General features: G+C 43.8%; 13 protein-coding genes. All 13 read right to left on the bottom strand.

Annotation, left to right across the window (positions count from 1 at the left end; translation table 11 throughout):
- Nucleotides 1-46: 46 nt before the first annotated feature.
- The 13 genes from abc-f to yqfD all read right to left on the bottom strand — a co-directional run bounded on the left by abc-f (nt 47) and on the right by yqfD (nt 13,626).
- A complete protein-coding gene (abc-f, locus tag CRO04_RS10255) occupies nt 47-1,561 on the bottom strand; it encodes a ribosomal protection-like ABC-F family protein (protein WP_097004151.1) in 1,515 nt (504 codons plus the stop codon).
- A gap of 293 nt (nt 1,562-1,854) precedes the next feature.
- Nucleotides 1,855-3,099 (bottom strand): glutamate-5-semialdehyde dehydrogenase, encoded by a 1,245-nt coding sequence (locus tag CRO04_RS10250; RefSeq protein WP_097004150.1) that lies wholly within the window; start codon nt 3,097-3,099, stop codon nt 1,855-1,857.
- A gap of 16 nt (nt 3,100-3,115) precedes the next feature.
- Nucleotides 3,116-3,658, bottom strand: coding sequence for a 5-formyltetrahydrofolate cyclo-ligase (locus tag CRO04_RS10245; RefSeq protein WP_097004149.1), 543 nt, complete (start codon nt 3,656-3,658; stop codon nt 3,116-3,118).
- On the bottom strand, nt 3,636-3,857 hold the full coding sequence (locus tag CRO04_RS10240; protein ID WP_097004148.1) for a DUF896 domain-containing protein: 222 nt from the start codon (nt 3,855-3,857) through the stop codon (nt 3,636-3,638). The genes CRO04_RS10245 and CRO04_RS10240 overlap by 23 nt, the downstream gene beginning before the upstream one ends.
- A gap of 10 nt (nt 3,858-3,867) precedes the next feature.
- Nucleotides 3,868-4,731 carry a glutamate 5-kinase gene (gene proB, locus CRO04_RS10235; RefSeq protein ID WP_097004316.1) on the bottom strand — a complete coding sequence of 288 codons (864 nt, stop codon included), beginning with the start codon at nt 4,729-4,731 and terminating at the stop codon, nt 3,868-3,870.
- A 68-nt stretch (nt 4,732-4,799) separates the two neighbouring features.
- The gene (locus tag CRO04_RS10230) at nt 4,800-6,395 is read right to left on the bottom strand and encodes an NAD(P)/FAD-dependent oxidoreductase (RefSeq protein ID WP_097004147.1); all 1,596 of its coding nucleotides are present in this window, start codon (nt 6,393-6,395) and stop codon (nt 4,800-4,802) included.
- Nucleotides 6,392-7,612 (bottom strand): NAD(P)/FAD-dependent oxidoreductase, encoded by a 1,221-nt coding sequence (locus CRO04_RS10225; RefSeq protein WP_097004146.1) that lies wholly within the window; start codon nt 7,610-7,612, stop codon nt 6,392-6,394. The genes CRO04_RS10230 and CRO04_RS10225 overlap by 4 nt, the downstream gene beginning before the upstream one ends.
- Before the next feature lie 42 nt (nt 7,613-7,654).
- Nucleotides 7,655-8,041 carry a hypothetical protein gene (locus CRO04_RS10220; RefSeq protein WP_097004145.1) on the bottom strand — a complete coding sequence of 129 codons (387 nt, stop codon included), beginning with the start codon at nt 8,039-8,041 and terminating at the stop codon, nt 7,655-7,657.
- A 54-nt stretch (nt 8,042-8,095) separates the two neighbouring features.
- Nucleotides 8,096-9,772: a putative polysaccharide biosynthesis protein gene (locus CRO04_RS10215; RefSeq protein WP_097004144.1), complete on the bottom strand. Its 1,677-nt coding sequence runs from the start codon at nt 9,770-9,772 to the stop codon at nt 8,096-8,098.
- The gene (locus tag CRO04_RS10210) at nt 9,759-10,913 is read right to left on the bottom strand and encodes a DUF3048 domain-containing protein (protein ID WP_097004143.1); all 1,155 of its coding nucleotides are present in this window, start codon (nt 10,911-10,913) and stop codon (nt 9,759-9,761) included. The genes CRO04_RS10215 and CRO04_RS10210 overlap by 14 nt, the downstream gene beginning before the upstream one ends.
- Nucleotides 10,910-11,407 (bottom strand): rRNA maturation RNase YbeY, encoded by a 498-nt coding sequence (gene ybeY, locus CRO04_RS10205; protein ID WP_097004142.1) that lies wholly within the window; start codon nt 11,405-11,407, stop codon nt 10,910-10,912. Before ybeY ends, CRO04_RS10210 begins: the two co-directional genes overlap by 4 nt.
- Nucleotides 11,397-12,395: a PhoH family protein gene (locus tag CRO04_RS10200; RefSeq protein WP_097004141.1), complete on the bottom strand. Its 999-nt coding sequence runs from the start codon at nt 12,393-12,395 to the stop codon at nt 11,397-11,399. The genes ybeY and CRO04_RS10200 overlap by 11 nt, the downstream gene beginning before the upstream one ends.
- Nucleotides 12,382-13,626 carry a sporulation protein YqfD gene (yqfD, locus tag CRO04_RS10195; RefSeq protein WP_097004140.1) on the bottom strand — a complete coding sequence of 415 codons (1,245 nt, stop codon included), beginning with the start codon at nt 13,624-13,626 and terminating at the stop codon, nt 12,382-12,384. The genes CRO04_RS10200 and yqfD overlap by 14 nt, the downstream gene beginning before the upstream one ends.
- Between the last annotated feature and the right edge of the window lie 21 nt (nt 13,627-13,647).

Here is a 13,647-nt window from a genome sequence, read left to right as displayed (position 1 = left end):
TTTATTCCCTTTATCAAAAGCATTTTACATGAAACACCATAAAATGTCAACTTTGCAGTGCGCGGACTGTAACGATCCTGGCTCCCACATTCTGTGTGAAAAACTCATCATGCTCCACAAACAGCATAGAGGGCTGGAACTTCCGAATCAGGTTTTCAATCTGGATTCTGGAGTAAATATCAATAAAATTTAATGGTTCATCCCATATATAAAGGTGAGCCTGCTCACACAAACTACGTGCAATGAGAACTTTTTTCTTTTGTCCCTCGCTGAATGTTTCCAAAGGTTTTTGAAACTGCTCCCTGGAAAAATCCAGTTTTCTTAACAGCGCTTTAAACAAGGAATCTTCCACGCCGTACTGCCTGCCGTATTCTGTCAGGCTCCCCTTTAAAAAAGAAGTGTCCTGGGAAACGTAGGAAATCTTCAGCCCGCTTGCCGCCTCAATCGTCCCCTGGTAAGCAATGGATCGTTCCAGGTCTTTATCACCTAATATCAGTTTAAGAATCGTTGTTTTACCGCTGCCGTTCCTTCCCTGCAGGGATACCCGCTGCCCCTGCTCCAGAATTAAACTGACCGGATCGCACACCGGGCTCCCATAATACGGTACAACATCCTTTAATGCAAGAAGTCTGCCGGAATGATGCTTTAATGGATAAAGCTTTAAATCTTCTGCTTCCTCTATATTTTTTAACAGTCCTCTTTTGTCTTCAATTGCCTGATTCTGTCTGCGCTCTAAATTTTTTCTGCGCATCTGCATACGTCTCGACTTCTCACCCACATAGGCCCGGGTATCAATGGACGTTTCATATATCATGGATTTTTTGCCAATCTTTGTTGCTTCCACTTTATCCGCCCATTCTCCCGATTGTCTGGCTGATGCTTCCAGATGGCGGATATCCTTTTTCAAACGTTCATTTTCCGATAGCTCATACTGATCCTTTCTCTGCCGGTTTTCATACCAGGCAGAAAAATTCCCTTTTTGAACTTCAATATCAGCGCGGTTAATTGACAATATATGATCTACCGAATCATCTAAAAATTTACGGTCATGAGATACCAGTATAAAGCCTTTTTTGCTGTTTAAATACTGACTGACCAATTTCCTTCCTTCTCTGTCCAGATGATTGGTTGGCTCATCAATGAGAAGAAAACTGCCCTCATGCAAAAATAAAGCCGCCAGTAAAACCTTTGTCCGCTCCCCGTTAGACAGAGTATTGTAAGGGCGGTAAAGCACATCCTCAAAAACCTGCAGCTTAGTCAGTTCTCTTTTTAATTCCCAATACGGACAGTCGATAAGAATAGAATTCACAATATCAAGCGTCTGTGCTTCCTGATCTTCGACCTCATAAGGAAAGTAATCAAAGGTTACACTGGATACGATACTTCCCGTATATTCCAGCCGATTCCTGAGAAGATTTAAAAATGTAGTCTTTCCCCGCCCGTTTCTTCCTGTAAAACCAAGCTTCCAGTCTGTATCCAGCTGAAATGTAACGTGTTCAAATACCGGATCACTGCTGCCTTCGTAAGTGAATGAAAGATCTGTAACCTGAATCAATGACATAAATATCCCTCCATATCCTGCAGAAAATAAATTACTGCATATAAAACGGCTGCAAGAATCATAATTCTCACAGCCGCTCTCTTGCAAATGGAGTCTATTTCCGGGCACAAAAAAAGGCTTGAGAATGAAGTAATATTCTTGCAAAAACAGGCACAATAAAAAAAGATAAAAATATCCTGATTTCATTATGCAGTTACTTTACAAGAATTATTTCTTCATCCTTTCACCCCTTTCATTTCATATGGCGGTATTTTATCACACATTGAGACAATTGTCAAACAATGACACTATAATTACGGACGAATCTGCCCGTTTCCATAGATGATATATTTTGTCGTAGTCAGTTCCTTTAAGCCCATAGGTCCTCTGGCGTGAAGTTTCTGCGTGCTGATTCCGATCTCAGCTCCAAAACCGAACTCAAAACCATCCGTAAACCGGGTAGATGCATTCACATAAACAGCGGCGGCATCGATTTCATTGAGAAATTTTTGCGCATGTTCATAATTCGATGTGATGATGGCTTCGGAATGCCCGGTATTATACCGGTTAATATGGTCAATGGCTTCCTCAACCGAATCAACCAGCTTTAATGAAACAATATAGTCTAAGTACTCCGTACCCCAGTCTTGCTCCGTTGCCGGTACAAAATCCGGTACAAGCCTGCATGCTTCTTCATCGGCACGAACCTCAACGGATTTTGTGATAAGACGCTGATGTAAAAGCGGAAGGAAACCGGCTGCAACAGCCCGGTGGACCACAATAGATTCACAGGCATTACATACCCCGATTCTCTGGGTTTTGGCATTAAAGATGATATCCAGTGCCATATCAAAGTCTGCCGATTCATCTACAAAGATATGGCAGTTACCCGTACCAGTCTCAATGACCGGTATGGTACTGTTATCAACCACACTTTTTATAAGTCCAGCTCCGCCTCTTGGGATCAATACATCCACATATTCACGAAGACGCATAAATTCCTTTGTTTTTTCTCTGTCTGTATCTGTAATAAGTAAAAGTGCGTCTTCCGGCAGGCCTGCGCGGGAAAGCCCCGTTCTTAACCATTTGACAATCGCCTTATTGGACTCCAGCGCATCGCTTCCACCTTTTAGAATCACTGCATTACCGGATTTGAAGCATAAGCCGAAAGCATCAGCCGTCACATTGGGTCTGGCCTCGTATATAATCCCTACGACGCCAAGAGGAACCCTTTTCTGCCCAATGGTAAGACCGTTTGGCCGAACCTTCATCGAAAGCACTTCCCCTACCGGATCCTCTAAAGCCGCTACCGCCAATAGCCCCTGTGCCATGTCCTCAATCCGTTTGGGAGTCAGCTCCAGCCTGTCAATCAGTCCCTGGCTCATTCCTGCTGCAGTCGCTTTGATTACATCGTCCTGATTGGCAGAGAGAATTTCCTCTTCTCCGTCCAGCAGAGCTGCCGCTGCCGCTTTCAGGCCTTCATTTTTTTTTGCAGAACCAAGGGTTCCTAATAATCCGGTTATTTCTTTCGCCTTTTTGCCAATCTCAATTATCGTCATTAGAGCCATCCTTTCTTTAAGGAACAATAATCATATCTACTGCCCTGTCATGAGGGTCCGAAGGGATCCGGTCAAATATCTGGAAATCATAGGCAATGGCGATCCTTCTGTGACAGGGTTCCTGTTCAAAAAACCTGTCATAATATCCGCCGCCATACCCAAGCCGGTTCCTTTTTTTATCAAAAGCAATGCCTGGCACGATGACAGGAGCATCCGTATCATGGATTTTTATGCAGGAGACCTTTGGTTCCATAATTCCCATGGTACCTTCTTCCAGATCGCATCTCCCTTTAATCACATAAAAATCCATGTCTTTTCCTGATACTTTGGGAACAGCAATGCATTTGCCCAGGTTAAACATAAATTCCATAAATTTCCAGGTTCCGGCTTCATGACACATGGAGGCATAACAGTAAATACAATAAGCCTTTTTTATCTCCTCAAGCTCCAGGAGCTTTTCACAGATTGCCTCATCCCATTGTGCCTCTGATGAAACGGAAAGCCTGCACCTTTGTTCCTTTACCCAGTTACGGATCTCATTCTTCTTTGACGTTTCCATACTTTTTCCCCAGATCCGTAACCGATCCGTCGTCTTCCTGAATGGATATATTGTTTAGGTTTCCTCTTAAGCTGTTTCGTATGGCTTCAATATACTCTTTTCTTAAAGCCGCCTGTTCCGCCTTCTCTTCCTCTGAAAGTCCTGTGGCTTTTGACTTATGATAAAGTGTGTTAATCCGGTCGATCTTATCCTGATTCATATCTGTCTCCTTAATACTCGTAATTAATATAGGTCATTAAATCGAAATCGTGATTGGGGTGAGCCAGAAACATTGTTCCCTTTTCCTGTCCCTCTAAAATCTGGCTGATAATTTCTACATGGTCACCATTGGCGATCACCATATCAGATCCACTGTCCGTTGCGATCCGCGCAGCCGCCAGTTTAGCTGACATACCTCCGGTTCCCACATCACTGCCGGATGTGGATTTCCCCATCTCCATCAGTTCCGGTGTGATTTCTCTCACCAGACTGATAAACCTGGCATCTGAGTTCTGCTTCGGGTCGTCTGAATACAAACCGTCAATATCTGATAACAGGATGAGAAGGTCTGCTCCGATTAAGGCCGCCACTACTGCCGAAAGCCTGTCATTGTCACCAAAATTGTCAACCAGGGGAATCTCTGAAGTAGATACGGTGTCGTTTTCATTGACAACCGGTATGGTTCCCAGCTTTAAAAGCTCATCAAAGGTGTTCTGGGCGTTAAACCGGCTGTTTTCACTTACCATTGTATTCTTCGTAAGAAGCACCTGGGCCGCTATCTGGTTGTATTCTGCAAACAGCTTCTGATACACCATCATGAGCCTGGCCTGGCCCACTGCAGCAAAGGCCTGTTTCTCCGATATGGTGACCGGCCTTGTGTGACGGCCAAGTGCCTGCCGGCCAGCTGCAATCGCACCGGAAGAAACCAATACTACTTCCTTTCCCTGTCCTTTTAAATCACAGATTACCCGGATCAGCTTTTCTATCTTCATCAGATTCAAGTCTCCGGTGTGCAAATGGGTTAAGGAAGAGGAGCCTATTTTGATCACAATTCGTTTTTTATCCTTCAGTTTCATGCGTTCATCAATGTTCATCTTCATCATCCGCTTTCTAAACTACTTTTTATCTCATATCTTACAACATTTTTAAAAATACGTCAATTTTAGAAAGAAAAGCTTTTATAGCGGCTGGCAATTGCCTCCGCCACTTTTATCCCATCCATGGCGGCTGACGTGATGCCTCCTGCATAGCCTGCACCTTCCCCGCAGGGATAAAGTCCTTTGATCCTGCTTTCCAATGATTCATCTCTGGTTATCCTGACTGGAGAGGAAGTTCTGCTTTCCACACCTGCCAGTATGGCATCCTGCCTGCGAAAGCCGCGTATTTTCCTTTCAAATGCCTCAACGCCTTCGATGATGGAGTCCGATATATAATCTGGAACTATTCCCCTTAGATTCGTAAATTCATAGCTGCCTTTGAAAGCCGGCTTTACGTCTCCAAATGAGCCTGAACTGCAGTTGTTCTTAAAATCACCGTAAAGCTGTACGGGGATACTTCCCTTTCCCTGTGTATATGCAGCCTCTTCCAGCTTCCTTTGATAAGCGATCCCAGCAAGAGGGGAATTCCCTCCAAAATCTTCTGGAGTTACCGTAACAATCAACGCGCTGTTTGCATTGATCCCATCCCGCTTCTGATAGCTCATCCCGTTGACTGCCAGACGCTTTGCTTCGGAGGAAGCATTTACAACATAACCGCCCGGGCACATACAAAACGTATAGACTCCCCTGCCGTTTTTACATTGATGGGTAAGCTTGTAATCCGCTGCTCCAAGAACCTGGTGATCACTCAGACCATACTGGGAACGGTTGATCTCTTCCTGTGGGTGCTGGATTCTGAGTCCAACGGCAAACGCTTTGGCCTCCATCGGAACCCCTTTTTGTTCCAGTACCTGAAATGTATCTCTTGCACTGTGCCCGATGGCCAGAATCAGGGTATCCACAGGGATCTCTTCCTCATCATTTACCCGGATTGCACAAATGTTATAGTCTCTGATCAAAACATCCGTCACAAGGCTGTTAAAGCGGACCTCACCTCCCAGACGTATGATCTCCTGTCTCATCCTTTTTACAATTCCGCTTAATACATCGGTACCAATATGAGGCTTGTTCACATATAAAATCGAGGGGTCTGCTCCGAACTCCACAAATAGCTCCAGTACCTTACGGTTACGCATCAGCGGGTCCTTGACAAGGGTATTTAATTTTCCATCAGAAAAGGTACCTGCTCCTCCTTCTCCAAACTGCACATTGCTGTCTGTTTTTAAGGATTTGCCGTTCCAGAATGCTTCCACTGCCACCTGCCTGCTGTCCACATCCTCTCCCCGTTCCAGAAGGAGCGGGCGGTAACCGCTTCTGGCAAGCATGATTCCGCAAAACAGTCCTGCTGGCCCTGTGCCCACGATAACCGGACGGTTTGTCATTGGTACCGTACCTGAGTCTGGAAATTGATATTCCTTTTTTACTGCCAATATGACATTGGTATTTTTCGCTTTATGTACGATTGATTCTTCATTGTTCGTCTCAACATCAACTGAATAGGTGAAATGAATCTCCTCTTTTTTGCGGGCGTCAACCGATTGTTTGATGATTTTAACGGATTGTATTGCAGCAACCGGAATACGTAATGTTTTAGCCGCTTTTGCCAGAAGATCTTCCTGCGTATGATCCACTGCCAGCTTTAATTGATTGATTCTGATCATGATATCCCTCTTCCTGCATGGATTCCTGCTATAACTGCGCTGGACCATGCCCACTGTAAATTATAACCCCCGCAGATACCGTCTACATCAAGGATCTCCCCTGAAAAATAAAGTCCCTTTACCAGCCTGGATTCCATAGTAACGGGATCCACCTCTCTTGTATCCACACCGCCGCTGCACACCTGCGCCTGGTCAAAGGTATTGGTAGATACGATTACTGTTTTTAAGTCTTTTATGCAGCGGGTTAAATTCTTAATCTCACGGGCTTTCATATCTTTTACCCGGACTGCCCTGTCAATACCTGCTTCTTCTAAAAGAATCTTTACCAGTTTTGAATTGATTACCCCATGTAAAATACCATCTGCAGGTCTGTATCCAAACCTTTTGTACCTCTCAAAGAGAAGTGTTTCTAACTCAGAAAATGGCAGTTCAGGCAAAAAATCCAGCTGTGCCAAAACGGAGTGTCCTTCATCCAGCGCCCTGGCTGCATACCTGCTGATTTGAAAAACCGGAATACCAGAAATTCCATAATCAGTAATCTGAAGTTCTCCTCTGTCTGAGATTACTGCATTACCATCTATTTTAAGTGTTATCAAAGCATCGGTCCGTACTCCTGCTGCCTGTTTATACCATTTTTCCCTGCACCGAAGCTGAACCAGGGCAGGCAGAGGTTTTACAATATGATGCCCAAGCCTTTCTGCCAGGACGTAACCGCTTCCGTCTGAACCTGTTTTTGGAGCTGCCATGGAGCCAGCTGCAAGAATGATCCTGTCTCCTTTTTGTTTCCCATTCTCCGTAATAACCGTCAGATCTTTTTTAACCGCTTTTACATGGCAGTCTGTTATGATCCGGACACCCAGCCGCTCCAGCTCAAAAAGCATCGCCTCCAAAACAGTGGCAGCCTGTCCGGTATTAGGATACACATATCCGTTCCTGTCTGTCAGAACGATTCCCAGTTCCTCGAAAAACTCCATTGTCTGGGTGACCGTAAATGCATTGAGAGCCGGATATGCAAAATCCGGCTGATTTCCTCTGTAAGCCCCTGACGGGAGCTGCAGATTGGTAATATTACACTTTCCATTGCCGGTTGAAAGAAGCTTCTTACCCGGCCTTGCTGTATGTTCCATAATTGTAACAGAAGCTCCCTCTCTGGCTGCAAAAATCCCCGCTGCCAGACCAGAAGCTCCAGCCCCTATAATTATGATCTGTTGTTTCATCCTGTCCTCCTCACATTCAGTCAGACTAATTGTATCATATTTTCAACTTGTATAGGATTCTAAATAATTAAATACTTCCACCATAGAGGAAAACCAGATGCCATCCATCAGTTTTCCCCTTTCTTCCTCAGGAAAATCAGTAACCGGCATATGAGTATACAGGCAAATGGTAGTTTTATCCTGGTAGAGGACGAGCAGATACCCATCCTCTGAAACCAGATAATATTTATCCTTGCTCTCAGCATTTGCAGGCTTTGCCTCTTCCTGATTTATCACAATCTGCGCTTCTGTCACAGTTTCGGTTTCAATGGTTGCCCCTGGAAGGGCTTCCTCCGGTCTGACACTGTCCTTTGTTATGGCAAAGCCAATCCCAAGACAAATCGCAGATGCAGCAACAAACAACAGAAAGCAGAACATATACTTCTTCATGAGTTGATACCTCCTTCACGTAAGTATAGTATCTGCTTTCTTCTTACATTTTAATCACAAAAGATGGTATTTTCTTGCAAAACCTGCCAATTTTCTGCCTCCTGGGAAGCTGTTTAACTCCGTTTCATCGACGCACCGGAATTTTAACAGTAAAACGCCATAGACAAGGACTGCTGCTGCGACGGCAGCCAAAACGCCTGCTGCATTATGTTTTAGAACAAGATGTACCAGGAAATAGACACCATAAGAAACGGCACCCATGATTCCTGCTGCCAGTGTGGGCAGAAAGAATGTCTTTTTAATCTCCTGACGATAATATAAAAATCTTCTGATAGAGAGGCCGTTGAGCAGGCACATGGTCAGTGCAAACAAAATATTGGAATATAAAACTCCATATATCCCCATCTTAAGCGGAAACAGCATGGTCCAAAGGATCCCCACATGAATCACCAGGGAGATGATTGCATTCTTCAAAGGCGTCTTCATATGGTTAATCCCCTGAAGCACCGCATTGGTCACAGTTGACAGAGAGAAAAACACGACTGCAGAAGAGCCATATATCATCATCCTGATAAGAGACTGATTATCATTTCTGCTAAACAGCAGATTACAGATCGGTCCTGCAAGTACCGTAAGCCCAACCGTGGCTGGAATTGCTATAATCATGGAAAAACGAATTACCATGGAAATTTTTCTGATGATCCGGGTTCTGCTTCTTTCAGCCACTGCCTGGGACAGCGAAGGGATTAAAGCTGAGGACAGGGAATTGGCAATTGCTACCGGAATATTAAAAAGAAGCCGGTATTTTCCAGAATAGATTCCCCAGTTAGCGGCAATATCCGAGGCACTCATACCCATGGAAGACATACCGATTCCGTAGATACTGTTATCAATCACGATACTGATATTATATGCAACACTGCTGAACACAATGGGCAGAACAGTCATGATTAAAACTGCCGACAGACTTTGGTACGTTTCAAAATATTCAGAACGGTCTCTTCTTGCCTGCCTTTTCATAATCGGACGATAACTGAAAATGAGAAACAGAAGAAACAAAAGTCCTGCAAATGCTCCTGCACCGGTTCCTATGGTACCTCCGGCCGCACCAAATGCATAGGAGTACTGGGTTGCTCCGTAAAGTGCATTGGAACGCAGCCCTTCCTGAAACAGCATTGCAGCCGCATAAATGCTGATTACCGCATTGATAATCTGTTCAAAGATCTGGGATACCGCCGTTGGAAGCATCGTCCCAAGTCCCTGAAAGTACCCCCTGAAAACACCCAGATAAGCAATGATCCAGACAGTGGGTGCCAGAGTCTTTAAGGCATAGCTGGTATAAGGCATCTTTAAAAACTGATTTGCAAATATATCAGCTCCAAACCACAGCACTGCAGCCCCCAGACCTCCAACTACCGTTCCATAAAACAACGATACTTTCAGTACCTTCATGGAATTGATATATTCCCTCCTCGCCATCCTCACGGCAACCATCTTGGAAACTGCAGTGGGAAGGCTGTAGGAAGAAACTATCAATAAAATGGAGTAAATTGAGAAGGCAGAACTGTAATATCCATTTCCTTCATCACCTAAAATATCTGCAAGGGGAATTCGGTAAAACATTCCGATCACACGGACAATAATACCTGCAGCCGCAAGAATAATCCCCTGAACAAGAAAGTTAGAAGACCCCTTTTTTTTTGATTTTCTGCTTGTCCTACTGTTTTCCATATATTTCTACTTTGGGAGAGTCCTGTGCTGATATGATGCAAACCCAGGTTTTTCCCTGGTTCAGGACGATCTCGTTATTCTCCATATCGTAATAATGTGTGGGACCGAATTCTCCCTCCTTGGACCATTTCACCGGAATTGCCCGCCCCTCTGTCACATACATTCCGTAAGAATCATCGTGTACATTGATGTTTAAATAATCCGTGGTAGCATAATGAGCAGAAGGACAATACTGCAAAATAATATTCTTTACTCTGATCTGTCCTTCATCTCCCTTATGGGCCTTTCCGTACTGAAATCTGTAATACAGCCCATCGTCCTCATGATACTCAAACCATGGTTTATTATATACGTAACCGGGGTAAACCCGGTAAGCATCTTTGACACTATCCGCATTCTTTAAAGTAACCTCATGCCCGGTTCTGGCAAAGAGATAATGCCCCTTGTAATCCGGATTATACTCCTTTTTAAATCCCAGCTTTTCTATAGACTTGTTTAAACGTTCCCCGCTGGTATATGCATTATGAGGAGATTTCCGGTCAGAAGACCGATAATACGCCACCGTACCAATGCCCTCTAAGCCATTGATATGATCTAAATTGGATAAATAAGGCTTTGCAAAGGTGCTTTGCCCGAAATGAGCATAGACAGCATCAAATTCCCGGGCAAAATATGTATAATATGTACGGCAGCTTCTGACAGAACCAATTCTTGAAAGATCATCATAATCTTCAATGATTGCCATGTACCGGTTCATTCCGCCTTCTACCGGTGCTTCATATACCACTCCCGCACGGTTGATTCCGTACTGCGGCTGTGCCTCCTTATCATTGCTCATCATCACAGCTACCGGCCTGCGGTTTCCGATGGAAGCCTCCACCATCTCTCCGGTTAAATAGCTGCGTATTTTACCGTCTTTTTCGATACGTTCTTCACTGGTATAGTATTCACCGGATTCCTGATCCTCACCGGTTGATTCTTCTGCACTGCTGTTAATTCGGATTTCTTCTGTCGATGATTCTTTCTGAGATTCTGTTTCAAGATTTGTAACAGCCACTTCCTCGTATTTTTTACCGCAGCCAGCCAGCAAGGCGGCAGACAGCATTCCTACAGCAAAACCATACCATACCCTTTTTTTCATCTTACGTATCCCCTCCGACTTAAAATTTCTTCCTGCTTTTGTTCCATAACAAGACGCTCATCCTCTTCCATATGATCATAGCCGCATAAATGCAGCATACTGTGAGCGATTAAAAAGGCCAGTTCCCGTTCCATAGAGTGACCATATTTCTCTGCCTGTTCCTCCACCTTATCAACCGAAACCACAATATCTCCCAAAAGAAGCTCTCCTGTCTCCGGGTTAAAGGAATCATACTCTTCCTCTTCCAGATGATCAAAATCTGATGGGGTTTCATATTCAATCATCGGGAAGGAGAGCACATCCGTAGGGCTGTCTATATTTCTGTATTCCAGATTGATCTGGCGGATATCTTCGTTATCGGTAAGAAGCACATTAATCTCTGCCTCATAGGGGCAGTCTTCATAATCCAGTGCTTCCTCTGCCACACCGGTTATTATCTCTTCATAGGGGATTTTCAGTTTTTTTGCCGCTTCATATTCTATATTAATCGTCATAATGTGCCTTTCTTTTCCGGTCAGCTGGTTTTTTCTTTGACTCAAATTCATCATAAGCCTGTACAATTTTTTGAACCAGAGGGTGACGGACAACATCGCTGCTGGTCAACTGGCAAAAGCTGATATCATCAATTTTCTTCAATATTCTCATGGCCATATCGAGTCCCGATACCGCTCCGGAAGGCAGATCCTTCTGTGTCATGTCTCCGGTAACAATCACCTTGGAGCCAAACCCGATTCTGGTTAAAAACATCTTCATCTGGGCAGGTGTGGTGTTCTGGGCTTCATCCAGAATAATAAATGCATTATCCAGCGTTCTGCCTCGCATATATGCCAGCGGTGCCACCTCAATCAGACCTTTTTCTGCATTGTGCAGATAGCTTTCAGCCCCCATAATCTGATAGAGCGCATCATAGAGCGGTCTTAAATAAGGATCAATCTTACTTTGCAGATCACCCGGCAGAAATCCCAGCTTCTCTCCTGCTTCGATTGCAGGTCTTGTAAGAATAATCCGGTTCACTTCCCCGTTTTTAAACGCCTGAATTGCCATCGCCATGGCAAGATAAGTCTTACCGGTTCCTGCAGGACCGATCCCGAATACTACCATCTTCTTTCTGATCTGATCAACATACTGCTTCTGTCCCAGTGTCTTTGGCTTCACCGGCTTACCATTTATAGTTCTGCAGATAATATCCTTGTCTATCTCAAGTATCTGACTGTCGCTTTCCGTAAAGGAAAGTGACAGAGCATAATCCACATTCTGCTCTGCAATTACATTCCCCCGTCTGGAAAGTTCAATCAGATTGCTGAATACACTTTTTGCTCTCTGTACCATCTGATCCGGACCAATGATCTTAATAGCCCCATCCCTTGCAATCATGGTAACATGCAGGGTACGTTCTATTTTTTTTAAGTAGCTGTCAAACTGTCCGCATACATTTTTCTCGTGTTCAATTGGAATATCTATAATTGTTTCAATTACGCTCATTTGAATTATTCGTCTCCTCCGGTTCCTCTGTTGTCTGCATCTTCAGCGCTTCCTGTCTGCCTAAGGGCTCCTCCGTCACATAATCCATGGAAATCTGGCACAAAGATTCATTATCTAGTATTTTAACATGATTTTCCAGAATTTGTACCCCCTTTTCCAATAATTTTTTTTGGAAACTCTGATTCATCTGATCTGCCAGTTCTTTCTTTTCTTCCTTGGTATAAGGACGTTCATAGGAAATATATTCGTTCCCGGTTATCTTCCCAACATAGATTGGCAGATAAAAGTTTTCAAACAAATGAAGCTGCTTTTCTTCCATCGTCTGTTTCCATGCAGTTCCATCCGGTCTGGGCCTCATGAAAAGAAAGGAAAACTGAAACGCTTTTATATACCTTCCTTTTCTTACTCTTCCGGTTTCCACATCAATGGTTTTAAACAGGGGAATCTTTCTGTTATAGTGATACTCTGTTCTGGCAGTAATATCCCCGTCTGAGTGAACGTAATGGGTATTTATAATCTCTTCACTGTCTCCAATAACAGGAAGTGTCCCACTGACCAGAACCTGACCTGCGCTCACTTCATCTCCCACCTTTACCATGGGAACTCCGCTTCGGACAATCATGGAAGTGATTGTTCCATCCTTTTGGGCAATTAAATCACAGGGAGTGTCATCCTTTACCGGAATTTCGGAAAGCACTTCATTCTCTTTTATCTTAACCAGAAGTCTGGTTCCCGATACTCTTGCCGAAACCCAGGTTATTTCCGGAAAACGGGTTCTTAAGGATTCCTCCAGTACATCACAGTTAATTTTAGACTTTTTCATGCCATAACGAATCTCCTCTGATTCACAGAATTTTAAGAGAGTGTCATATGTATACATCTGATTTCCATCAAATTCAATATCCCAGATAAACAGGGAAAGAGCATAAAGTATCATTAGAAAACATAAAAATCCAGCTGCATAGTATTTTCTTCTTCTGTTTCGGTATAAAAAAAAAGGAAGTCCAAACTTTTTTAAAATTCTAAGTCTGACCTTCGATTTACGGACAAGGGGTTTGATTTTACGAAATCCCGGCACAGTCATAAAAAATCGATATGTATGCCCGGAGTGAATGACTTCCCAGACCTCAATTTCATGCACACTGCACATATTCAAAAAACGTTCCGGAGAAAAACCGGCCATTTCAACAAAAAGATATCCGAAAAAACGATGATTCAGCCATGTAAGCACGTTATTACACCTCCATTATTC

The sequence above is a fragment of the Lacrimispora amygdalina genome (assembly GCF_900205965.1).
Lineage (GTDB): Bacteria > Bacillota > Clostridia > Lachnospirales > Lachnospiraceae > Lacrimispora > Lacrimispora amygdalina_A.
This window is presented reverse-complemented; position numbering and strand designations above follow the sequence as displayed.

Excerpts from the sequence above, each read along its gene's own strand:
- ybeY (WP_097004142.1), bottom strand. The coding sequence starts at position 11,407 with ATGACGATTAATATAGAATATGAAGCGGCAAAAAAACTGAAAATCCCC.
- CRO04_RS10250 (WP_097004150.1), bottom strand. The coding sequence starts at position 3,099 with ATGACGATAATTGAGATTGGCAAAAAGGCGAAAGAAATAACCGGATTA.
- CRO04_RS10215 (WP_097004144.1), bottom strand. The coding sequence starts at position 9,772 with ATGGAAAACAGTAGGACAAGCAGAAAATCAAAAAAAAAGGGGTCTTCT.
- proB (WP_097004316.1), bottom strand. The coding sequence starts at position 4,731 with ATGAACATTGATGAACGCATGAAACTGAAGGATAAAAAACGAATTGTG.
- CRO04_RS10230 (WP_097004147.1), bottom strand. The coding sequence starts at position 6,395 with ATGATCAGAATCAATCAATTAAAGCTGGCAGTGGATCATACGCAGGAA.
- CRO04_RS10200 (WP_097004141.1), bottom strand. The coding sequence starts at position 12,395 with ATGAGCGTAATTGAAACAATTATAGATATTCCAATTGAACACGAGAAA.
- CRO04_RS10240 (WP_097004148.1), bottom strand. The coding sequence starts at position 3,857 with ATGAATCAGGATAAGATCGACCGGATTAACACACTTTATCATAAGTCA.
- CRO04_RS10210 (WP_097004143.1), bottom strand. The coding sequence starts at position 10,913 with ATGAAAAAAAGGGTATGGTATGGTTTTGCTGTAGGAATGCTGTCTGCC.
- CRO04_RS10220 (WP_097004145.1), bottom strand. The coding sequence starts at position 8,041 with ATGAAGAAGTATATGTTCTGCTTTCTGTTGTTTGTTGCTGCATCTGCG.
- CRO04_RS10245 (WP_097004149.1), bottom strand. The coding sequence starts at position 3,658 with ATGGAAACGTCAAAGAAGAATGAGATCCGTAACTGGGTAAAGGAACAA.
- CRO04_RS10225 (WP_097004146.1), bottom strand. The coding sequence starts at position 7,612 with ATGAAACAACAGATCATAATTATAGGGGCTGGAGCTTCTGGTCTGGCA.
- abc-f (WP_097004151.1), bottom strand. The coding sequence starts at position 1,561 with ATGTCATTGATTCAGGTTACAGATCTTTCATTCACTTACGAAGGCAGC.